We start from the raw sequence: 19,298 nt of genomic DNA, 5'->3' as shown, positions 1-19,298 counted from the left end.
CGACAGGTTCCCGCCATGGCCCGCAAGAAAGCTGCACTCGATTTCGAACAATCCCTTGCCGAGCTGCAACAGCTGGTGGAGCGCCTGGAGAGCGGCGAGCTGTCGCTGGAAGACTCGCTGACCTGCTTCGAACAGGGCATCGGCCTGACCCGCGACTGCCAGGCGGCGCTGAGCCAGGCCGAGCAGAAGGTGCAGATCCTGCTGGAACGCGACGGCAGCCTGCAGGAAGCCCCCTTCGAGTCGGACCCCGAAGCATGATGATCGGCGACTACCAGAAAGGCTGTCAGCAGCGCGTCGACGGCTGCCTCGAAACCCTCTTCGTCCCGCCGCTGCCGCAACTCGAGCGGCTCTACCAGGCCATGCGCTACAGCGTGATGAACGGTGGCAAGCGCGTCCGCCCGCTGCTGGTCTACGCCGCCTGCGAAGCACTGAACGGTGACAAGGCCAGCGCCGACGGCGCCGCCTGCGCGGTCGAGCTGATCCACGCCTATTCGCTGGTGCACGACGATCTGCCGGCCATGGACGACGACGACCTGCGTCGCGGCCAGCCCACTACCCACAAGGCTTTCGACGAGGCCTGCGCCATCCTTGCCGGCGACGGCCTGCAGAGCCTGGCCTTCGAGGCCATGGCCCAGGAGCGCCACAACCCGCAGGATGCCGCCCTGCGCCTGCGCATGTTCGCCGTGCTGGCCCGCGCCGCCGGGCCAGCGGGGATGGTCGGCGGCCAGGCCATCGACCTCGGCTCGGTAGGCCTCAAGCTCGATCGCGATGCCCTGGAGCTGATGCACCGGCACAAGACCGGCGCGCTGATCGAAGCCAGCGTGCAGCTCGGCGCCCTCGCCAGCGGCCATGCCGACGCCGACAACCTCGCCTCGCTGAGCCAGTATGCACGCGCCATCGGCCTGGCCTTCCAGGTCCAGGACGACATCCTCGACGTGGAAAGCGACACCGCCACGCTTGGCAAGCACCAGGGCGCCGACATCGCCCGGGACAAGCCGACCTACCCGGCGCTGCTCGGCATGGACGCGGCCAAGGCCTATGCGCTGGAGCTGCGTGACCAGGCCCTGCACGCGCTGCGGCCGTTCGATATTGCTGCCGAGCCGCTGCGCGAGCTGGCGCGCTATATCGTCGAACGACGCAACTGAGCGTTTTCGCGTCGAACGCAGTCAAACCCCCTAGCGGACCCGGGGCCGTTCTTATCGAAGGGCCCATCGGGTAAACTGCCGCTCTTTTTTCAACAACAACGATCCGCCTGATGCCCAAGACTTTTCACGAGATCCCTCGGGTTCGCCCCGCGACGCCCGTTCTTGACCGAGCGGCGACTCCCGAACAGCTGCGTCGACTGGGCGAAGCGGAACTCGAAGAGCTTGCCAACGAACTGCGCCAGGAGCTGCTGTACAGCGTCGGCCGCACCGGCGGGCACTTCGGCGCCGGTCTCGGCGTGATCGAACTGACCATCGCCCTGCACTACGTCTACGACACGCCGGACGACCGGCTGGTGTGGGACGTGGGCCACCAGGCCTATCCGCACAAGATCCTCACCGGCCGCCGCGAGCGCATGGGCACGCTGCGCCAGAAGGAAGGCCTGGCCGCCTTCCCACGCCGTTCGGAGAGCGAATACGACACCTTCGGTGTCGGTCATTCCAGTACCTCGATCAGCGCCGCCCTGGGCATGGCGGTCGCCGCCCGTCTGAAAGGCGAGCAGCGCAAGTCCATCGCAGTGATCGGTGACGGCGCGCTGACCGCCGGCATGGCCTTCGAAGCGCTCAACCACGCCCCGGAAGTCGGCGCCAACATGCTGGTGGTGCTCAACGACAACGACATGTCGATCTCGCGCAACGTCGGCGGGCTGTCCAACTACCTGGCCAAGATCCTCTCCAGCCGCACCTATTCGAGCATGCGCGAAGGCAGCAAGAAGATCCTCTCGCGCCTGCCCGGCGCCTGGGAAATCGCCCGCCGCACCGAGGAATATGCCAAGGGCATGCTGGTGCCCGGCACCCTGTTCGAGGAACTGGGCTGGAACTACATCGGCCCCATCGACGGCCACGACCTGCCGACGCTGATCGCCACGCTGCGCAACATGCGCGACCTCGACGGCCCGCAGTTCCTCCATGTGGTGACGAAGAAGGGCAAGGGCTTCGCCCCCGCCGAGGCCGACCCGATCACCTGGCATGCGATCAGCAAGCTGGAGCCGGTCGGTGCGCCGCCAGCGCCGAAGAAGCCCTCGGGGCCGAAGTACTCGAATGTGTTCGGCCAGTGGCTGTGCGACATGGCCGCCACCGATCCACGCCTGACCGGCATCACCCCGGCGATGAAGGAAGGCTCCGACCTGGTGGCCTTCAGCGAGCGCTACCCGCAGCGCTACTTCGACGTCGCCATCGCCGAGCAGCACGCGGTCACCCTGGCTGCCGGCATGGCCTGCGAAGGGCTGAAGCCGGTGGTGGCGATCTACTCCACCTTCCTCCAGCGCGCCTACGATCAGCTGATCCACGACGTCGCGGTGCAGAACCTCGACGTGCTGTTCGCCATCGACCGTGCAGGCCTGGTCGGTGAAGACGGCCCGACCCATGCCGGCAGCTTCGACCTCTCCTACCTGCGCTGCATCCCCGGCATGCTGGTGATGACGCCCAGCGACGAGAACGAAATGCGCCGCATGCTCACCACCGGCTACCACTTCGAAGGCCCGGCCGCGGTGCGCTACCCGCGCGGCAGCGGCCCCAACGCCACCATCGAGCCGGGCCTGGAACCGCTGGAAATCGGCAGAGCCGTGGTGCGCCGTCAGGGCAGCAAGGTGGCGCTGCTGGTGTTCGGCGTACAGCTGCCCGAGGCGCTGCAGGTCGGCGAGGCGCTGGACGCCACGGTGGTCGATATGCGCTTCGTCAAACCGCTGGACAAAGCCCTGCTGCGCGAACTGGCCGACAGCCACGAGCTGCTGGTGACGGTCGAGGAGAACAGCATCATGGGCGGTGCCGGCAGTGCGGTGGCCGAGTTCCTCGCTGCCGAAGGCGTGCTGCGGCCGATCCTGCACCTGGGCCTGCCGGACTACTACGTCGAACACGCCAAGCCCAGCGAAATGCTCGCCGAATGCGGCCTGGATGCCGCCGGCATCGAAGCGGCGGTGCGCAAGCGCCTGGCCGCTCTCGGCAAAGCCTGAAGTCGCTTCGGTGGATGGGTGAAGCGTCATCCACCCTACGATCACAGCGCCGCTGAGTGGGAGGCGTAGGGTGGAAAACTGCGCAGCATTTTCCACGACGTGGCTCCGCTGCGGTGGATGGGTGGAGCATCATCCACCCTACACCGGCAACTCCGAGTCGCCCCGTTGGCAGATAATCCCGTTCTCTCAAAGCGGCGGATTTCAGCCACGCAACAGCAAATCACCCTCGATCGGCACGTAACGGGTCGCCGCTCGGATCAACGATTGCGCTGTGAGGCCCGGCACGCCGTAGGCCGTCGCTTCGGCGCCACCGGCACGCACCCGCTCGAGCAGCAGGTCGAAATCGCCGTCGCCGGAAGCCAGCACCACTTCGTCGACCCGGGCCGCCGCGTCCAGCACGTCGATGGTGATGCCCACGTCCCAGTCGCCCTTGGCCGAGCCGTCGCTGCGCTGGATATAGGGCTTGAGCTTCACCGTGAAACCAAGGTTGCGCAGGATCTGCTGGAACTGCTGCTGCCGCGCATCGCCGCGCTCGATGGCGTAGGCATAGGCTTCGACGATAGTGCCGCGCCGGCTGACGTCAGCCCACAGCGCCGAATAGTTGAAGTGGCAGCCATGGGCCTGACGCACGGTGTAGTAGAGGTTCTGCACATCGGCGAACAGGGCAATCTTCTTCACGCGGCAGCCTGGGTCTGGAATGGGCCATCAGTATGGACGGCGAAATCGCGCATGTCCCGCCTCGAGCACATCCGTTACAGTGGCGCCCCGAATCGATTCCTCACTTTCGGTCTGCAATGAACGTTCTTGCCATCCTGCGCGACGCCTGGTTCTTCTACTCCCGTCATTTCCTGACCATCGTCCGGCTCTGCCTGCCGCTGATCCTGCTGGAAAGCCTCACGCGCGTGGCGCTCGATCACTGGCTCGCCAACGACGCACCGCCTGCCCTGGACCTGCTGGTGGGCCTGATCTTCTACCCGCTGTACGTTGGCGCCCTGATCCTCTTTCTGGACGCGCGCAGCCGTGGCCATGATCCGGCTCTAGGCGCGGTCTATGCCCGCGCGCTGCCATTGTGGCCAGCATTGGCCGTGCTTTCGGGGCTGGGCTCGCTGCTGATCCTGCTCGGCGCCTCGCTGTTCGTGCTGCCGGGCATCTGGGTGATGGTCAAGATCGCCTTCGCCGAATACCTGCTGGTACTGCGCGGCCTGTCGCCACTGGCGGCACTGAAGCAGAGCTTCATCATGACCCGAGGGCATTTTCTGCTGATACTCGGCTGCGTGATGACCGTGCTGTTGCCGGTCTGGATACTCGAAGTCTGGATCGCCGCCCAGCTGTTCGCCGAGGAGACGCCACCGCTGTTGCCGAGAATGCTGCTGGATGGCGTCGTCGGCCTGCTGCAGCTGCTGCCAACGATCATGCTGTTCCGCTGCTTCATGCTCTGTACCGAGCCGACCGTGCGGGAAACGGACGCTGGCTGAACGCCGTTCGGCTGACGCCCTGGCCAGGCGCCCGGCGACTGCTAGGCTTGCTCCCGCCACATAGGAGACAGCGTCATGGCCGAACCGAACCCAAGCATCCTTTCGCACATTTCCCTGGGCAGCAATCGCTTCGACGAAGCGGTTGCGTTCTATGACCAGGTCCTCGCCACCCTTGGTTGCAAGCGCATCCTCGAACACCCGGGCGCTGTCTCCTGGGGTCGCGAATTTCCGGAGTTCTGGATCCAGCGACCGTTCGACGGCGGCACGGCATCCGTGGGCAACGGCACCCATGTCGGCTTCTTTGCCGCGAACCAGGCGGAGGTGGACGCCTTCCATCGGGCGGCAATTGCCGCAGGGGGCGTCGATGAAGGCGCACCCGGTCCACGTCCGGAATATGGCGAGCCCTACTATGGCTGTTTCATACGCGATCTGGACGGACACAAGATCGAGGCGTCGTATTGGGATATGGCGTTGATGCAGCAGCTCTACGGCACCGGCGGCTAGCCAGTCGCACTCAGGACGCGCGACCGCCGAGCAATCGCGGTAGCAACAGGTTCTGATACAACCGCGGAAAGCAGCGGGCCAGCAGGCGGGCCTTCCAGTCCAGATTGGACAGCACCAGCAGCCGTCGCCGGCGTAACGCACCCTGGTAGATCGCCTCGGCCACGTCCTGCGCCGAGGCGACCCGGCCGATGTCCAGCACTGGAGAAGGTGCCGTGGAGCCATCGCCGACCAGTACGTTCTTGCGCAGATCGGTGGCGGTGTAGCCCGGGCAGACCAGCATGACGTTTACATCGGTACCTCGCAGCTCGCCCCGCAGCGTCTCGAACAAGCCGTGCAGCGCATGCTTGCTGGCGTTGTAAGCCGCGCGGTTGGGCACCGGGGCGTATTGCGATAGCGAGCTGAGGACGATGACCTGCCCATCGCGGGCGATCAGGCTGGGCAGCGCGGCCTGAGTGCAATGCAGCGCGCCATAGAAGTTGACCGCCATGATCCGCTGGAAAACCGCCAGACTGGTCGTCGCCACCGGGCTGCGATGGGTGATGCCGGCATTGTTGATCAGCACGTCGATGCCGCCATAGCGCTCCACCACCAGCGCGATCGCACGCTGCACCGCCTCGGCATCGCTGACGTCGCAACACAGACCCAAAGCCTCGGTATTGTGGTGATCGGCCAGATGCTGCACCAGACCGTCCAGCGCATCCTGATGCAGATCGAAGATAACCAGCCGCGCACCCGCCTGCGCCATGCGCACCGCCAGCGCACGGCCGATCCCAGCGCAACCTCCGGTGATCACCACCAGCTTGCGGTGGAACACCTTGCGATCGAATACCTTGCGCTGCATGCCGTTCTCCTTCGTGGCGCATTCTTCACGTCTTGCTTTGAGCATAGGTCGATATAGGCGGACATTCCTCACACCGCAACAAGATGGTGCATGGACAACCGGACTGCGTCTGCGCATCCTTGCCAGAACAGCGCAAGGCAGCGATCGATCCATTGAAAGCATTTCTGTATCTGGCCCTGGTCAGCGTCCTGGGCCTCCCTGCCGAGGCCATGGCTGACCCCGGCACGCAGCGAATCCTCAACGTCGGCTATTACGAGTTCGCTCCGGCCATCTACACCGATGCCTATGGCACGGCGCGTGGCGAACTGGCCGAGCTGACCCGCCGCGTCGCCCGCCAGGCCGGCTACGGCGTGCGCTTTCGCGCGCTGCCCAGCGCTCGGCTCTACGGCGCTTTGGAGAGCGGCAGCATCGATCTCTGGCCAGGCGCCCAGGGCAAGCCCGAGCTGGCCGCCCATACGCTGGAAGGTCGGCATACCCTCAGCCAGATCAACCTCAACCTCTACCACCGCGCAGGTACACCGGCGCCGCGCATTCCCGAGGATCTGGCCGGCAAGGCGCTGATTCTGATCGGCGGCTACAGCTACTGGCCGAACATCAACACACTGCTTGAGGACCCGGCGCTCGACCTGCGCCTGCTGCGCACCAGCAATCATCTTTCCGCGCTGGAGATGCTGCGGCGCAAGCGTGGCGACTATCTGCTGGACTATCAGATTCCCGTGGAGCAGGCCCGCCAGCGGCTGCAGATGGAAGAGCTGCCCTACCTGCGCCTGACCCAGGTGCCGATCCACTTCATCGTTTCACGCCATGCGCAAGACGCCGAGGCGGTCGTGACGGCACTGGACCAGGCCTACGAATCATTGCGCGCGGCCGGCGAGGACCTCAGCCTGCCCTCCGACTGAGCTTCACTGCCCGCGCGGCTTGGCCCGAGCGGTGGGCTCGGCGATCAGCGGGTCGTCCGGCCAGTAGTGCTTGGGATAGCGCCCCTTCAAGTCCTTCTTCACCTCGGCATAGGTATTGGCCCAGAAACTCGCCAGGTCCTGGGTGACCTGTACCGGCCGGCGCGCCGGCGACAGCAGGTGCAGCTTGACGACCTGCCGGCCAGCGGCAATACGCGGCGTGTCGGCCAGGCCGAACAGCTCCTGCAGGCGCACCGCCAGCACCGGCGGCTGCTCGCTGTAGTCCAGCCGAATGCGCGAGCCGGAGGGCACCGTGATGGCCACCGGTGCCTGCTCCTCCAGGCGCTGCGGCAGCGGCCATGGCAGCAGGGTGGCGAGCATCGCGGCGAGATCGAGCTGGGCGAAATGCGCCAGCCGCGTGACCTTGCCCAGGTAGGGCAGCAGCCAGTCATCCAGACGTGCCAGCAGTGCGGCGTCGCTGACGTCCGGCCAGTCGCTGGTGCCGCCCGCATCCAGATCGAGCTGGCGCAGCAGGCCGATACGCGCCTGCCACTGGCGCAGCTCCAGCGTCCAGGCCAGCAGTTCCAGCCCCTTGCGCCGCACCAGAGCGAGCAGCGCCTTGCCGCGCACCTCTTCATCCAGCGTCGGCAGCGGTTCGCGGCTGAGCACCAGCTCGCCGACCCGCCGCTGCCGCTCGGCGCGCAGCACGCCCTCGCGCTCGTCCCAATCCAGCTCGTCACGCACGGCGACCTGCTCGGCCAACGCCCCCTCGAACAGCGCCGGGTCCAATGCCACGGCGCGATAGATGCGCTCCTCGCGCTGGCCCTGATGGCTGCCCAGCTCGGCAATCACCAGCCAGGGCTCCTTCATCAGCGCATCCGGCTCGCCGAACTGCGCCGCGCGGCCGTTGGCCAGCCGATAGCCACCGCCACCTTCCCGACGCTGCCGGGCGACCCGGTCCGGATAGGCGTACGCCAGCAGCGCCGCCAGGGCGTGTTGCTCATCGAGCTCGGCAGCAGGCGCCGCCGCGGCACCGCGCAGCACGCTGCGGAATTGCCGCGCCAGTTGCCGCACGCGCTGAACCCCAGCACCGCGACCATCCTGCAGCTGATGCAGGCGCAGCGCGAGATCGGCACCGCCGCCGCGCTGCCCTCCGGATTGAATGTCACGCTCGACCAGCAGCGCCGCCACGTCGGCAGCCAACGCAGCCACGCCCAACGCCTGCCCGCGCAGCAGCATGTGCGCCAGGCGCGGATGCGCCGGCAGCTCGGCCATCGCCTGGCCGTGGCGGGTCAGCTGCCAGCCGCCATGTTCGCTGCGCTGCAGCGCACCGAGGCGCTCCAGCAGGGCCTGCGCCTGGCCGTAGGCAGCGGTCGGCGGACGATCGAGCCAGGCCAGCTCGTCCGGCTCGACACCCCAGCGCGCCAGCTGCAGCGCGACGCCGGCAAGATCCGCCTGGAGGATTTCCGCTTCGCCATAGGCGGCCAACTGGGCGTGCTGATCCTCGGACCACAACCGATAGCAGACACCCGGTTCCAGACGCCCGGCTCGCCCTGCCCGTTGCGTCGCCGAGGCGCGGGAGATGCGCCGGGTCTCCAGACGGGTCATGCCACTGCCGGGGTCGAAGCGCGGCACCCGCGCCAGTCCGGCATCCACCACCACGCGCACGCCTTCGATGGTCAGGCTGGTCTCGGCGATATTGGTCGCCAGCACCACCTTGCGCAGGCCCGCCGGTGCCGGCTCGATGGCCGCGCGCTGCTGGGTCAGCTCCAGCTCGCCGTGCAGCGGGCAGAGCAGGATGTCGCCGCGTCCCTCCAGCTGTTCGGCCAGTGCTTCGTTGACCCGACGGATCTCGGCCTGCCCTGGCAGGAACACCAGCACGCTGCCCGGCTCTTCGTCCAGTGCCTGCAGCACCGTCTGCACCACGCGCGGCTCGATACGTTCATTCGCAGGGACGACGCGTCCCCAGCGCTGCGCGACTGGATGCATGCGGCCCTCGCTGCGCACCACCGGGGCATCGTCGAGCAACGCCGACAGGCGCTGGCCCTCCAGTGTCGCCGACATCAGCAGCAGTTTGAGCGGCTCGTCGCGCAGCAGTTGCCGCGCATTGAGCGTCAGCGCCAGCGCCAGATCGGCATCCAGGCTGCGCTCGTGGAATTCGTCGAAGATCACCAGCCCGACGCCTTCCAGTGCCGGGTCGTCCTGCAGGCGGCGCGCAAGGATGCCTTCGGTGACCACCTCGATGCGGGTATTCGGCCCGACCCTGCTGTCCAGCCGAATGCGGTAGCCGACGGTTTCGCCGACCCGCTCGCCCAGCTCGCTGGCCAGGCGCTCGGCGGCGGCGCGGGCGGCCAGCCGGCGCGGTTCGAGCATGATGATGGTCTGCCCGGCCAGCCAGGCTTCGCCGAGCAACGCCAGCGGCACGCGGGTGGTCTTGCCGGCGCCGGGCGGCGCTTCGAGCACGGCTTCGTCGCGCTGCTGCAGGGCCTGGCGCAACGCCGGCAGGGCTTCGTCGATCGGTAGGGAATTCATGGGCGCTCGCTTCGGGCAGACGATTCAACAACTGATGCGCCCGCCCGAAGCTGGGCGCATCAGTTGACGCTATAGCCGCGTCCGGTCAGGCAGGCACCGAGGGCGCGCCTGTAGGTGTCGGCAACGCTCGCCGCCGGAGCCGTTTGGGCGCCGGCCGGATCGAAACCGCTCTGGCTCACGGCCCAGCTATGACACTCGTAGCGGTCGCGGCTCTGCTGCTCGGCGCTCTGGCCCTTGGCCGGATAGGCGATGACATCATATCGCGTGGCCTCGCTGGCCGGCAGCGGCGGCTGGCTGACGGGTTCGTAGAGGTTGCGCTCGGCATTCCACAGGTAATAGGTACCGGCGGCGATGAAGTAGAGCATGCTGCCGATCCACACTTCCCGTGCCCCGGCAGGCAGACCGTGACCGTGACGCGGCCCCGGCAGATGATGCGGTCCCGGCGCTGTCGGCCCACGCTGCATGCCCGGCCCCGGACCCGGCCCGGGCGGTGCGGCAAGGGTGGTCGCTGCGACGCAGAAGGAAAGGAACGCGCCGAGCGCGGCGCACGGCAATGACCAGTTCATGTTGGCACTCCGAACGAAAGGATTCGCAGCGCGATTATCTGCCTGGGCCGTTCAGTTGATCGTCAGGCGAGGGTAAGGGCTGGGTAAAGCCAATCGCCTACCGAACACCCGAGCGCGGAGCATGGTCTGATGTCGAGAAAACATCATCCAGCCCTTGTATAGTTGCGCCACTTTTTCCAGGAGGTCCTTATGCGTACTCGTAACCGAATCATCGGCGGCGTGTTGGCCGTTTCCCTGTTCACCCAGCTGACCGCGTGCGGCACGCTGTTCTACCCGGATCGCCGCGGGCAGATCGAAGGCCGCATCGACCCAGCTGTCGCCGTGCTCAACGCCGTCGGCCTGCTGTTCTATGTCATTCCGGGGCTGATCGCCTTCGGCATCGACTTCGCCACCGGCGCGATCTACCTGCCCGACAACCAGTACTCCATGGCACCGGAAAAACTGCAGGAAGCCATTGGTGCTGACGGCCAGATCGACCAGGCGCGCCTGAAGGCCATCATCGAGGCGGAAACCGGCCGCAGCCTGCCACTGGACGACCCTCGTCTGATCCAGCACAACGGCAGCATGGAGCAGCTCGCCACCTTCGGTCTGCGCCCCGCTGCCTGATGACCCGCGAGGATAGCGGTCAACCATGAGCATCAACCGCGACCACGCCCGGCTCATGCGCCGGGCCACCGCCGCAGCGCTGGCGACGGCAATCGTCCTGGCGCTGAGCAAGGCGGTGGCCTGGTGGCTGAGCGGCTCGGTGAGCCTGCTCGCCGGTCTGACCGACTCGCTGCTCGATGGCGCCGCCTCGCTGCTCAACCTGCTGGCGGTGCACTACTCGTTGCGCCCGGCCGACGATGACCATCGCTACGGCCACGGCAAGGCCGAGGCACTGGCCGGGCTGGGGCAGGCGGCATTCATCTGCGTCAGCGCGATCCTCGTCGGCGTGCAGGGCGTCGACCGCCTGCTGCATCCACAACCGTTGGGTGCGCAGGGCGTAGGCATCGCGGTGATGATCTTCTCGCTGGTGATGACCGCCGTGCTGCTGACCTACCAGCATCACGTGGTCAAGATCACCGGTTCGACGGCCGTTCGTGCCGATTCGCTGCACTACCGCTCCGACCTGCTGCTCAATACCAGCATCCTGCTCGCGCTGGTCCTGGCCACCTTCGGGATGGAGAGACTGGACGCGCTGTTCGGCATCGGTATCGCGCTGTATATCTTCTGGAGCGCCATCACCATCGTGCGCGAGGCCGGTGCGGTGCTGATGGATACCGAACTGTCGCCAGAGATCAGCGAGCAGATGCAGCGACTGGTCTGCGAAGTGCCCGGGGTGCATGGGTGTCACGACTTCCGCACGCGTATTTCCGGCACGCGCTGGTTCGTGCAGCTGCATCTGGAACTACCCGGAGAACTGCCGCTGTCGCAGGCACATGACCTGTGTGTGGCGGTGGAGAACGCGATTCATGACCGCTATCCCAACGCGGAGGTGCTGGTGCATGCCGACCCGCTTGAGGTAGCGCCGCCGAAGCGGTGACTGGAGTGTTCGGATTCCATTTCCAAGGCACTACCACAACGCCCTGAACGAAAAAGACCACGCCTGGGCGTGGTCTCTTCGATTCGTCTGGCCGATGGTAACGGCTGCTTCGCGCGGCGCCTCGTGAGCACCGGGGGCCCGGACCGTCGACCTTGGTAAGGCCTTCGGTGGTCACGGCGGGGATCCTGTGCCGTGTCCGTATCTGCCGGGGGCTGAAGTTGAGATAAAGCTTACGCCGCCGCTCCCGGCACAGGATTGCGAAGATTGCTGAAATAACCATCACTTGCGCAACTGTAAGTCAGTAATCCATCATTCAGCGCAATGTGCATCCGAAAGAGCCTGAAGATGAGCAAACTTGACCGCTACGACCTGCGCATCCTCGCCGAATTGCAGCACGATGCCCGCATCTCCAACCAGGAACTGGCCGAACGCATCGGCCTGTCACCCTCGCCCTGCTCCCGCCGCGTCAAACAGCTCGAAGATGACGGCTATATCGCGCGCCAGGTCGCCCTGCTCGACCGCAAGAAGCTTGGCCTGACGCTGACCGCCTACGTCCTGATCGGCATGGACCGCCATACACCGGAACGCTTCGAGCACTTCGAGGGCGTGATCGGCAAATGCCCGGAGGTGCTCGAATGCAGTCTGGTCACCGGCATGGACGCCGACTACCAGCTCAAGGTGGTGGTGCCCGATATGGAGCACTATCAGCAGTTTCTGCTCGGCACCCTGACGCGCATCGAAGGCGTCTCCAGCGTGCGTTCCAGCTTCGTCCTGCGCCAGGTGGCGTCGAGCACAGAGCTGCCGCTGGAGCATTTGCGCAGCTGAGACGCAGCGCACAACCTGCACCCTACTTTTCGCAGGGTTACTGCCTATAATCCGCGCCCTTCATTCGGCTCCACGGTGGACCACCGCGGTGACCGGTCGCCAGAAGCGTCGCCCCATGCAGGCGTCGCCACGCAAGCCTTCGTTGCAAAGGAAATGCCCCTATGAAAGACACCAACCGCGTCATGCAAAGCTATGGCCGCTGCTGCGCGAGCCCCAGTTTCTTCGATGACTTCTACGTTGCCTTCCTCGCCAGTTCGCCTGCCATACGGGAAAAATTCGTCCGCACCGACATGACGGCGCAGAAGCAGCTGCTGCGCGCCGGCATCCTCAACCTGGTGCTGTTCGCCCGCGGCATGCCGGATACCAAGCTCCGCGCGCTGGGCGAGAGCCACTCACGCGGACGCCTGAATATCCATCCGGAGCTCTATGACCTGTGGATCGCAGCCCTGCTGAAGACCATCAGCGAGCATGACGGCGAGCTGCAAGCGCAGGACCTGCAGGCCTGGCGCACGGTGCTGAACAAGGGCATCGACGTGATCAAGGCCGGCTACTGAACGCAGGCGAGACATTTCGTCGCAGTAGCGCCCGGTCGGCTCGATTCGAACGCTTTCCGCGCTCGACCGTCCAACCAGCGGTGGCACACGTGCCGCTGGTTACCGGCGTATACTGCCGCGCTTTCGCGCCCGGCCTGCCACGGGCGCATTCGTCGAAGTCAGTCAGGAGAACCCTGTGGAGCCCGAAGTTTTCGAAAAGTGGATGATGATCGTGCTCGTCGGCGGGCTGATGGCCTTCATGGCCTTCATCATCTGGGACCTGGCGAAGAAGTCCAAGGCCGGTCGCCTCGGCACCGCCATCCTGTTTCTCGGCCTGGGTCTGTGCCTGTTCGCCTTTCTCGCCAAACCGGTCATCGGTTACATCATCGAAGTGACTCAGGGCATCCCGCACTGAGTTGAGGCACCGGCCGGCGCGCTACAGCTGCGCCGGCACTTCCCGCCATTCGCCCGGCTGCAGGCCGTCCAGCGCCCAGGGGCCGATGCGCACCCGCACCAGACGCAGGGTCGGCAAGCCAACCGCCGCCGTCATGCGCCTGACCTGGCGATTGCGTCCTTCGCGAATCACCAGCTCCAGCCAGCTGGTCGGCACGCTCTTGCGAAAGCGCACCGGCGGATTGCGCGGCCACAGCTCGGGCTCATCGAGCTGCCGCGCTTCGGCCGGCAGGGTCATGCCGTCGTTCAGCTCGACGCCCTGACGCAGCCGCTCCAGCTGTGTCTCGTCCACCTCGCCTTCGACCTGCACCCAGTAGGTCTTGGGCAGCTTGTGCTTCGGGTCGGCGATACGCGCCTGCAGGCGACCGTCGTTGGTCAGCAGCAACAGACCCTCGCTGTCGCGATCCAGACGCCCGGCGGGGTAGACGCCCGGCACCGAGACGAAGTCCTTCAAGGTCGCACGACCATCGGCATCGGCGAACTGCGTAAGCACGTCGAACGGCTTGTTCAGCAGCAACAGCCGCGGCTCGGCCGGCGGAGCCTTGGCGACGCGCCGCGGAGCAGGCGCTCTGGCAGGCGATCGCGAGGATGGAGAACGCGGTGGACGGGGCATGGCGACGGGTCTCGGAGCGGGCCGGCCATGCTAGAAGCCAGGCCCGCAACGGGCAAGTGGCGGGCCGCTACGGACCGGCACCGAAATCGGGCAAAGCAGGCCCTGGCAGTGCACCACGCGCCCCGCCATGCACCAGCATGGCTCACCACGAAAGCTGCCGGATCAACCCAAGATCGGCGCAAAGCGGCGTCGTAGAAGGCTTTGCGCCATTTGGCACGGATGCTGCCATTGCTCCTGGCGTTCCGATGTACCCAGCCCACAGTTGCGCACGGACAGCCAAGGAGCCCCAAATGAAACGCCGTCCTCTGATCAAGACCACCCTCGCCGCCAGTGCCCTGATGCTCAGCGGTCTGTTCCCTTTCACCCTGCAGGCCGCCGAAACCATCAAGGTCGGCATCCTGCATTCGCTGTCCGGCACCATGGCCATCTCCGAGACCTCGCTCAAGGACATGGCGCTGATGACCATCGACGAGATCAACGCCAAGGGCGGCGTGCTCGGCAAGCAGCTCGAGCCGGTGGTGGTCGATCCGGCTTCCAACTGGCCGCTGTTCGCCGAAAAAGGCCGCCAGCTGCTGACCCAGGACAAGGTCGCGGTGACCTTTGGTTGCTGGACTTCGGTATCGCGCAAATCCGTGCTGCCGGTCTATGAAGAACTCAATGGTCTGCTGTTCTACCCGGTGCAGTACGAAGGCGAGGAACTGTCGCCGAACGTCTTCTACACCGGCGCCGCACCGAACCAGCAGGCCATCCCGGCCGTCGAGTACCTGATGAGCGAAGACGGCGGCAGCGCCGAGCGCTTCTTCCTGCTCGGTACCGACTACGTCTACCCGCGCACCACCAACAAGATCCTGCGCGCCTTCCTGATCAGCAAGGGCGTGCCGGAATCGAGCATCGAAGAGGTCTACACCCCCTTCGGTCACAGCGATTACCAGACCATCGTCGCCAACATCAAGAAGTTCTCCGCTGGCGGCAAGACGGCCGTGGTGTCGACCATCAACGGCGACTCCAACGTGCCCTTCTACAAGGAACTGGCCAACCAGGGCCTGGACGCCACCGACGTTCCGGTCGTCGCCTTCTCGGTCGGTGAAGAAGAGCTGCGCGGCATCGACACCAAGCCGCTGGTCGGCCACCTGGCCGCCTGGAACTACTTCCAGTCGGTGGAGAACCCGGTCAACGAAGCATTCGTCAGCAAGTGGAAGGCCTACGCCAAGGCCAAGAACCTGCCGGGCGCCGACAAGGCGGTGACCAATGACCCGATGGAGGCCACCTACGTCGGCATCCACATGTGGGCGCAGGCGGTCGCGAAGGCCGGCAGCACCGAGGTGGACAAGGTGCGCGATGCCCTCGCCGGACAGACCTTCAAGGCCCCGAGCGGCTACACCCTGACCATGGACGAGAAGAACCATCACCTGCACAAGCCGGTGATGATCGGCGAGGTCCAGGAGGACGGTCAGTTCTCGGTGGTCTGGGAAACCGAAAGCCCGGTCCGCGCCCAGCCGTGGAGCCCCTACATCCCGGGCAACGACAAGAAGCCGGATTACGCGGTGAAGTCGAACTAACCGCTGCGGTCGTCATGGTGGATGGGTGACGCACCGATTTCGCGTCCCGATCCACCCCACGATCGCTCGGCTTTCGTCGGGCGGATCGGGACGCCTAGTCGAGACGTTCTCATCCGCCTGCCCACCGCCGCCACCTCCATCAAGAGAGCCCGCGGCGCCCCCTGGGGAATTCACGCATGAACACTGCCCTGCACCGATTATTGCTGCTGCTCCTGCTGGTTCTGCCCTGGGCAGCCCAGGCCGGAGACGCGGCCGACTACGCCAAGGCCAGCCCGGCCAAACAGGCCAGGCTGCTGGAAAGCTGGGCCGCCGCGCCCGCGCCCGAGCGGCTGCCGCTGATCGAAGCGCTGCGCGCCAATCGCGTGGCCATCGACCAGAACAAGACGCCCTTTATCGAGGAAAACGGTGCCTACCGTGCCCTCGAAGGTGATGCCGAGCCGGTCGGCACGCCGAAGAAGCTGCGCCTGAACAACCGCCTGCGCGGCCTGCTCAACACCGCCCTGGCCAGCCACCAGCTGTTCGCCGAAGACCCCGCACAGCGCCTCGCCGCGGCCAAGCGCCTGCAGCGCAGCGGCCAGCCGGAACAGCTCGAGCTGCTCCAGCAGCGCCTGGACGTAGAGGAAGATGCTGCCGTCAGCGAAGCGCTGACCTTGGCGCTAGCCAACCTGCAGCTGACCGCGAGCGACCCGGCCGTGCGCCTCGCCGCCGTGCGGTTGCTTGGCGAAACCGGTGCTCCACTGGCGCGGGTAAGGCTGGAAAATCTGCTGGCCGACGAGGCGGAAACCGACGCCGCCGTGCGCAAGGCCGCCGAGACCAGCCTGGCTCAGGTCAAGCGCAAGCTCCTGATCGGGGAGCTGCTCGGCCAGGCTTTCAGCGGCCTGTCGCTCGGCTCGATTCTGCTGCTCGCCGCCCTCGGGCTGGCGATCACCTTTGGCCTGCTCGGGGTGATCAACATGGCCCACGGCGAGATGCTCATGCTCGGGGCCTACACCACCTACATGGTGCAGGTGCTGATGGCGCGGCTCGCCCCGGAAGCCCTCGCCTTCTACCCGCTGGTGGCGTTGCCGGTGGCCTTCTTCGTCACCGCCGCGATCGGCATGGCGCTGGAGCGCACGGTGATCCGCCATCTCTACGGCCGCCCGCTGGAAACCCTGCTGGCGACCTGGGGCATCAGCCTGATCCTGATCCAGTTGGTGCGCGTGCTGTTCGGCGCGCAGAACGTGGAAGTCGCCAACCCCGGCTGGCTCTCCGGCGGGTTGCAGGTGCTGCCTAACCTCGTGCTGCCCTACAACCGCATGGTGATCATCGGCTTCGCGCTGTTCGTGGTGCTGCTGACCTGGCTCTTGCTGAACAAGACGCGCCTGGGCCTGAACGTGCGCGCGGTCACGCAGAACCGCAACATGGCCGCCTGCTGCGGCGTGCCCACCGGGCGCATCGACATGATGGCCTTCGGGCTGGGCTCCGGCATCGCCGGGCTCGGCGGCGTGGCCCTGAGCCAGATCGGCAACGTCGGCCCGGACCTCGGCCAGAGCTACATCATCGATTCCTTCCTGGTGGTGGTGCTCGGCGGTGTCGGGCAGCTGGCCGGCAGCATCTTCGCCGCCTTCGGCCTCGGCATCGCCAACAAGATCCTCGAACCGCAGATCGGCGCCGTGCTGGGCAAGATTCTCATCCTCGCGCTGATCATCCTCTTCATCCAGAAGCGTCCGCAGGGACTCTTCGCTCTCAAGGGGAGGGTCATCGATTGAACCAGCCACTTACCCTCACCGCCGCGCAGAAAGCCGGGCCGAAAGCTACGGTCATCGCCCTCGGCCTGGCGCTCGCCGTCCTCGTCGCCATGCCGCTGCTGCACCTGCTGCCAGCCGAGCATGCCCTGCACGTTTCGGCCTACACCCTGACCTTGGTGGGCAAGATCCTCTGCTACGCCATCGTCGCCCTGGCGCTGGATCTGGTCTGGGGTTACGCGGGGCTCTTGTCCCTCGGCCACGGCCTGTTCTTCGCCCTCGGCGGTTACGCCATGGGCATGTACCTGATGCGCCAGAGCGCCGGTGACGGCCTGCCGGCATTCATGAGCTTCCTCGCCTGGAACGAGCTGCCCTGGTACTGGTACGGCACGTCGAGCTTCCTCTGGGCCATGTGCCTGGTGGTGCTGGTGCCCGGCGTGCTGGCCTTCGTCTTCGGCTTCTTCGCCTTCCGCTCGCGGATCAAGGGCGTGTACTTCTCGATCATGACCCAGGCGCTGACCTTCGCCGGCATGCTCCTGTTCTTCCGCAACGAGACCGGCTTCGGCGGCAACAACGGCTTCACCGATTTCAAGACCATCCTCGGTTTCTCGATCTCGGCGCCGGCGACCCGCGCCACACTGTTTCTCGCCACCGTGGCGCTCCTGACCGGCAGCCTGTACCTGGGCTTTCGCCTGGCGCGCAGCAAGTTCGGCCGGGTGCTCACCGCCCTGCGTGATGCCGAGAACCGGCTGATGTTCTGCGGCTACGATCCGCGCGGCTACAAGCTGTTCATCTGGACGCTGTCGGCGGTGCTCTGCGGCCTGGCCGGTGCGCTCTACGTGCCGCAGGTCGGCATCATCAACCCCAGCGAGATGGCACCGACGCAATCCATCGAGGCCGCCGTCTGGGTCGCCCTTGGCGGACGCGGCACGCTGATCGGCCCGCTGCTCGGCGCCGGCCTCGTCAACGGCATGAAGAGCTGGTTCACCGTGGCCTTCCCCGAATACTGGCTGTTCGCCCTCGGTGCGCTGTTCATCGTCGTCACCCTGTACCTGCCCAAGGGCGTCATCGGCCTCATCAAGCGGAGGGGCGAATGATGAAAACCGTACCCTGCAGCGCCGTCATCGACGGTTTCGACCCCACCGGCGGCGGCCTGACCCGCGATGCCATCGGCCTCGGCCGGGTCGCCGAGAAGGGCCTGGACGTACGCCACGGCACCATCCTCAGCCTGGAAGACATCAACGTCAGCTTCGACGGCTTCAAGGCGCTGACGAACCTCAGCCTGTACATCGGCGTCGGCGAGCTGCGCTGCATCATCGGCCCCAACGGCGCCGGCAAGACCACCATGATGGACGTCATCACCGGCAAGACGCGTCCCACCAGCGGCAGCGCCTGGTTCGGCGAAACCCTGGACCTGACCCGCATGAGCGAGGTGGACATCGCCCAGGCCGGCATCGGCCGCAAGCTCCAGAAGCCCACGGTGTTCGAGGCGCTTTCGGTATTCGAGAACCTGGAGCTGGCGCAGAAGACCGACAAGTCGGTGTGGGCCAGCCTCAGGGCCAGGCTTTCCGGCGAGCAGAAGGACCGCATCGACGAAGTGCTGGAGACCATCCGCCTCGGCCAGTCGCGTCATCGCCCGGCCGGGCTGCTGTCCCACGGGCAGAAGCAATTCCTCGAGATCGGCATGCTGCTGATGCAGTCGCCGCAGCTCTTGCTGCTCGACGAACCGGTGGCCGGCATGACCGACGCCGAGACCGAATTCACCGCCGAGCTGTTCAAGTCCTTGGCGCGCAAGCATTCGCTGATGGTGGTCGAGCACGACATGGGCTTCGTCGAGACCATCGCCGACCACGTCACCGTGCTGCACCAGGGCCAGGTGCTGGCCGAGGGATCGCTGCAACAGGTGCAGGCGGACGAGCGGGTGATCGAGGTGTATCTGGGGCGGTAGAGCGGCTCGCAGGGGTGAATGAGGCCGGCTTGATCCATCGATGCCATTCCACGGTGGATGGGTAAAGCGTCATCCACCCTACGCCCGCCGAGCGCCCATGCCCGCATCATCACAAACCTAATCGTAGGGTGGATAACGCCAGAGGCTTATCCA

At 66.2% G+C, this 19,298-nt stretch carries 19 protein-coding genes and 1 pseudogene; 15 read left to right on the top strand and 5 right to left on the bottom strand.

What is annotated here, in order from left to right; translation table 11 throughout:
• The first annotated feature begins 15 nt into the window (after positions 1–15).
• The 3 genes from EA798_RS02640 to dxs all read left to right on the top strand — a co-directional run bounded on the left by EA798_RS02640 (position 16) and on the right by dxs (position 3,154).
• Complete coding sequence (locus EA798_RS02640) at positions 16–258, top strand: exodeoxyribonuclease VII small subunit (RefSeq protein ID WP_003283056.1); 243 nt, start codon at positions 16–18, stop codon at positions 256–258.
• Entirely contained in the window at positions 258–1,145 is an 888-nt protein-coding gene (locus tag EA798_RS02635) for a polyprenyl synthetase family protein (protein WP_122098172.1), read from the top strand. The genes EA798_RS02640 and EA798_RS02635 overlap by 1 nt, the downstream gene beginning before the upstream one ends.
• Before the next feature lie 110 nt (positions 1,146–1,255).
• Positions 1,256–3,154 (top strand): 1-deoxy-D-xylulose-5-phosphate synthase, encoded by a 1,899-nt coding sequence (dxs, locus tag EA798_RS02630; RefSeq protein WP_122097952.1) that lies wholly within the window; start codon positions 1,256–1,258, stop codon positions 3,152–3,154.
• A 201-nt stretch (positions 3,155–3,355) separates the two neighbouring features.
• Here dxs and EA798_RS02625 read toward each other — a convergent pair.
• Positions 3,356–3,860 (bottom strand): annotated as a pseudogene (locus tag EA798_RS02625) (LabA-like NYN domain-containing protein).
• Between the two features lie 88 nt (positions 3,861–3,948).
• Here EA798_RS02625 and EA798_RS02620 point away from each other — a divergent pair.
• Both EA798_RS02620 and EA798_RS02615 read left to right on the top strand, forming a co-directional pair.
• Positions 3,949–4,629 carry a YciC family protein gene (locus tag EA798_RS02620; protein ID WP_122097951.1) on the top strand — a complete coding sequence of 227 codons (681 nt, stop codon included), beginning with the start codon at positions 3,949–3,951 and terminating at the stop codon, positions 4,627–4,629.
• A 75-nt stretch (positions 4,630–4,704) separates the two neighbouring features.
• Positions 4,705–5,133, top strand: a complete 429-nt coding sequence (locus EA798_RS02615; protein ID WP_122097950.1) for a VOC family protein — start codon at positions 4,705–4,707, stop codon at positions 5,131–5,133.
• A 10-nt stretch (positions 5,134–5,143) separates the two neighbouring features.
• On the opposite strand, the gene EA798_RS02610 is transcribed toward EA798_RS02615, so the two are convergent.
• Complete coding sequence (locus tag EA798_RS02610; protein ID WP_122097949.1) at positions 5,144–5,974, bottom strand: SDR family oxidoreductase; 831 nt, start codon at positions 5,972–5,974, stop codon at positions 5,144–5,146.
• Positions 5,975–6,057: 83 nt separating this feature from the next.
• Here EA798_RS02610 and EA798_RS02605 point away from each other — a divergent pair, with 83 nt between their 5' ends.
• A complete protein-coding gene (locus EA798_RS02605) occupies positions 6,058–6,873 on the top strand; it encodes a substrate-binding periplasmic protein (protein ID WP_122097948.1) in 816 nt (271 codons plus the stop codon).
• Positions 6,874–6,876: 3 nt separating this feature from the next.
• Here the strand turns inward: EA798_RS02605 and hrpB are convergent, their stop codons facing one another.
• Positions 6,877–9,402, bottom strand: coding sequence for an ATP-dependent helicase HrpB (hrpB, locus tag EA798_RS02600; protein WP_122097947.1), 2,526 nt, complete (start codon positions 9,400–9,402; stop codon positions 6,877–6,879).
• A gap of 59 nt (positions 9,403–9,461) precedes the next feature.
• Entirely contained in the window at positions 9,462–9,968 is a 507-nt protein-coding gene (locus tag EA798_RS20730; protein WP_244221248.1) for a hypothetical protein, read from the bottom strand.
• A gap of 189 nt (positions 9,969–10,157) precedes the next feature.
• Here EA798_RS20730 and EA798_RS02590 point away from each other — a divergent pair, with 189 nt between their 5' ends.
• The 5 genes from EA798_RS02590 to EA798_RS02570 all read left to right on the top strand — a co-directional run bounded on the left by EA798_RS02590 (position 10,158) and on the right by EA798_RS02570 (position 13,263).
• Positions 10,158–10,574, top strand: coding sequence for a polyribonucleotide nucleotidyltransferase (locus tag EA798_RS02590; protein WP_122097945.1), 417 nt, complete (start codon positions 10,158–10,160; stop codon positions 10,572–10,574).
• A 25-nt stretch (positions 10,575–10,599) separates the two neighbouring features.
• A complete protein-coding gene (locus EA798_RS02585; RefSeq protein WP_122097944.1) occupies positions 10,600–11,490 on the top strand; it encodes a cation diffusion facilitator family transporter in 891 nt (296 codons plus the stop codon).
• A 345-nt stretch (positions 11,491–11,835) separates the two neighbouring features.
• Positions 11,836–12,315, top strand: a complete 480-nt coding sequence (locus tag EA798_RS02580; RefSeq protein ID WP_122097943.1) for an Lrp/AsnC family transcriptional regulator — start codon at positions 11,836–11,838, stop codon at positions 12,313–12,315.
• Positions 12,316–12,476: 161 nt separating this feature from the next.
• A complete protein-coding gene (locus EA798_RS02575) occupies positions 12,477–12,869 on the top strand; it encodes a globin (protein WP_122097942.1) in 393 nt (130 codons plus the stop codon).
• A gap of 175 nt (positions 12,870–13,044) precedes the next feature.
• Complete coding sequence (locus EA798_RS02570; RefSeq protein WP_003283042.1) at positions 13,045–13,263, top strand: DUF2788 domain-containing protein; 219 nt, start codon at positions 13,045–13,047, stop codon at positions 13,261–13,263.
• Between the two features lie 21 nt (positions 13,264–13,284).
• On the opposite strand, the gene EA798_RS02565 is transcribed toward EA798_RS02570, so the two are convergent.
• Complete coding sequence (locus EA798_RS02565; RefSeq protein WP_017246504.1) at positions 13,285–13,914, bottom strand: pseudouridine synthase; 630 nt, start codon at positions 13,912–13,914, stop codon at positions 13,285–13,287.
• Positions 13,915–14,204: 290 nt separating this feature from the next.
• Between EA798_RS02565 and urtA the strand changes: the two genes are divergently transcribed.
• From urtA to urtD, 4 genes are all read left to right on the top strand, one after another.
• The gene (urtA, locus tag EA798_RS02560; protein ID WP_122097941.1) at positions 14,205–15,473 is read left to right on the top strand and encodes an urea ABC transporter substrate-binding protein; all 1,269 of its coding nucleotides are present in this window, start codon (positions 14,205–14,207) and stop codon (positions 15,471–15,473) included.
• A gap of 176 nt (positions 15,474–15,649) precedes the next feature.
• Positions 15,650–17,221 (top strand): urea ABC transporter permease subunit UrtB, encoded by a 1,572-nt coding sequence (urtB, locus tag EA798_RS02555; protein ID WP_122097940.1) that lies wholly within the window; start codon positions 15,650–15,652, stop codon positions 17,219–17,221.
• Entirely contained in the window at positions 17,218–18,294 is a 1,077-nt protein-coding gene (gene urtC / locus EA798_RS02550; protein WP_122097939.1) for an urea ABC transporter permease subunit UrtC, read from the top strand. Before urtB ends, urtC begins: the two co-directional genes overlap by 4 nt.
• Positions 18,294–19,145 carry an urea ABC transporter ATP-binding protein UrtD gene (urtD, locus tag EA798_RS02545; RefSeq protein WP_122098171.1) on the top strand — a complete coding sequence of 284 codons (852 nt, stop codon included), beginning with the start codon at positions 18,294–18,296 and terminating at the stop codon, positions 19,143–19,145. Before urtC ends, urtD begins: the two co-directional genes overlap by 1 nt.
• Positions 19,146–19,298 lie beyond the last annotated feature (153 nt).

Source organism: Pseudomonas songnenensis (genome assembly GCF_003696315.1).
Classification (GTDB): domain Bacteria; phylum Pseudomonadota; class Gammaproteobacteria; order Pseudomonadales; family Pseudomonadaceae; genus Stutzerimonas; species Stutzerimonas songnenensis.
Note: the sequence above shows the minus strand (reverse complement) of the source record. Positions and strands in the feature narration are given on the sequence as shown.

Bases quoted from the DNA above. Each gene is read 5' to 3' on its own strand.
- EA798_RS02640 (WP_003283056.1), top strand. From the start codon at position 16: ATGGCCCGCAAGAAAGCTGCACTCGATTTCGAACAATCCCTTGCCGAG.
- EA798_RS02635 (WP_122098172.1), top strand. From the start codon at position 258: ATGATCGGCGACTACCAGAAAGGCTGTCAGCAGCGCGTCGACGGCTGC.
- dxs (WP_122097952.1), top strand. From the start codon at position 1,256: ATGCCCAAGACTTTTCACGAGATCCCTCGGGTTCGCCCCGCGACGCCC.
- EA798_RS02620 (WP_122097951.1), top strand. From the start codon at position 3,949: ATGAACGTTCTTGCCATCCTGCGCGACGCCTGGTTCTTCTACTCCCGT.
- EA798_RS02615 (WP_122097950.1), top strand. From the start codon at position 4,705: ATGGCCGAACCGAACCCAAGCATCCTTTCGCACATTTCCCTGGGCAGC.
- EA798_RS02610 (WP_122097949.1), bottom strand. From the start codon at position 5,974: ATGCAGCGCAAGGTATTCGATCGCAAGGTGTTCCACCGCAAGCTGGTG.
- EA798_RS02605 (WP_122097948.1), top strand. From the start codon at position 6,058: ATGGTGCATGGACAACCGGACTGCGTCTGCGCATCCTTGCCAGAACAG.
- hrpB (WP_122097947.1), bottom strand. From the start codon at position 9,402: ATGAATTCCCTACCGATCGACGAAGCCCTGCCGGCGTTGCGCCAGGCC.
- EA798_RS20730 (WP_244221248.1), bottom strand. From the start codon at position 9,968: ATGAACTGGTCATTGCCGTGCGCCGCGCTCGGCGCGTTCCTTTCCTTC.
- EA798_RS02590 (WP_122097945.1), top strand. From the start codon at position 10,158: ATGCGTACTCGTAACCGAATCATCGGCGGCGTGTTGGCCGTTTCCCTG.
- EA798_RS02585 (WP_122097944.1), top strand. From the start codon at position 10,600: ATGAGCATCAACCGCGACCACGCCCGGCTCATGCGCCGGGCCACCGCC.
- EA798_RS02580 (WP_122097943.1), top strand. From the start codon at position 11,836: ATGAGCAAACTTGACCGCTACGACCTGCGCATCCTCGCCGAATTGCAG.
- EA798_RS02575 (WP_122097942.1), top strand. From the start codon at position 12,477: ATGAAAGACACCAACCGCGTCATGCAAAGCTATGGCCGCTGCTGCGCG.
- EA798_RS02565 (WP_017246504.1), bottom strand. From the start codon at position 13,914: ATGCCCCGTCCACCGCGTTCTCCATCCTCGCGATCGCCTGCCAGAGCG.
- urtA (WP_122097941.1), top strand. From the start codon at position 14,205: ATGAAACGCCGTCCTCTGATCAAGACCACCCTCGCCGCCAGTGCCCTG.
- urtB (WP_122097940.1), top strand. From the start codon at position 15,650: ATGAACACTGCCCTGCACCGATTATTGCTGCTGCTCCTGCTGGTTCTG.
- urtD (WP_122098171.1), top strand. From the start codon at position 18,294: ATGAAAACCGTACCCTGCAGCGCCGTCATCGACGGTTTCGACCCCACC.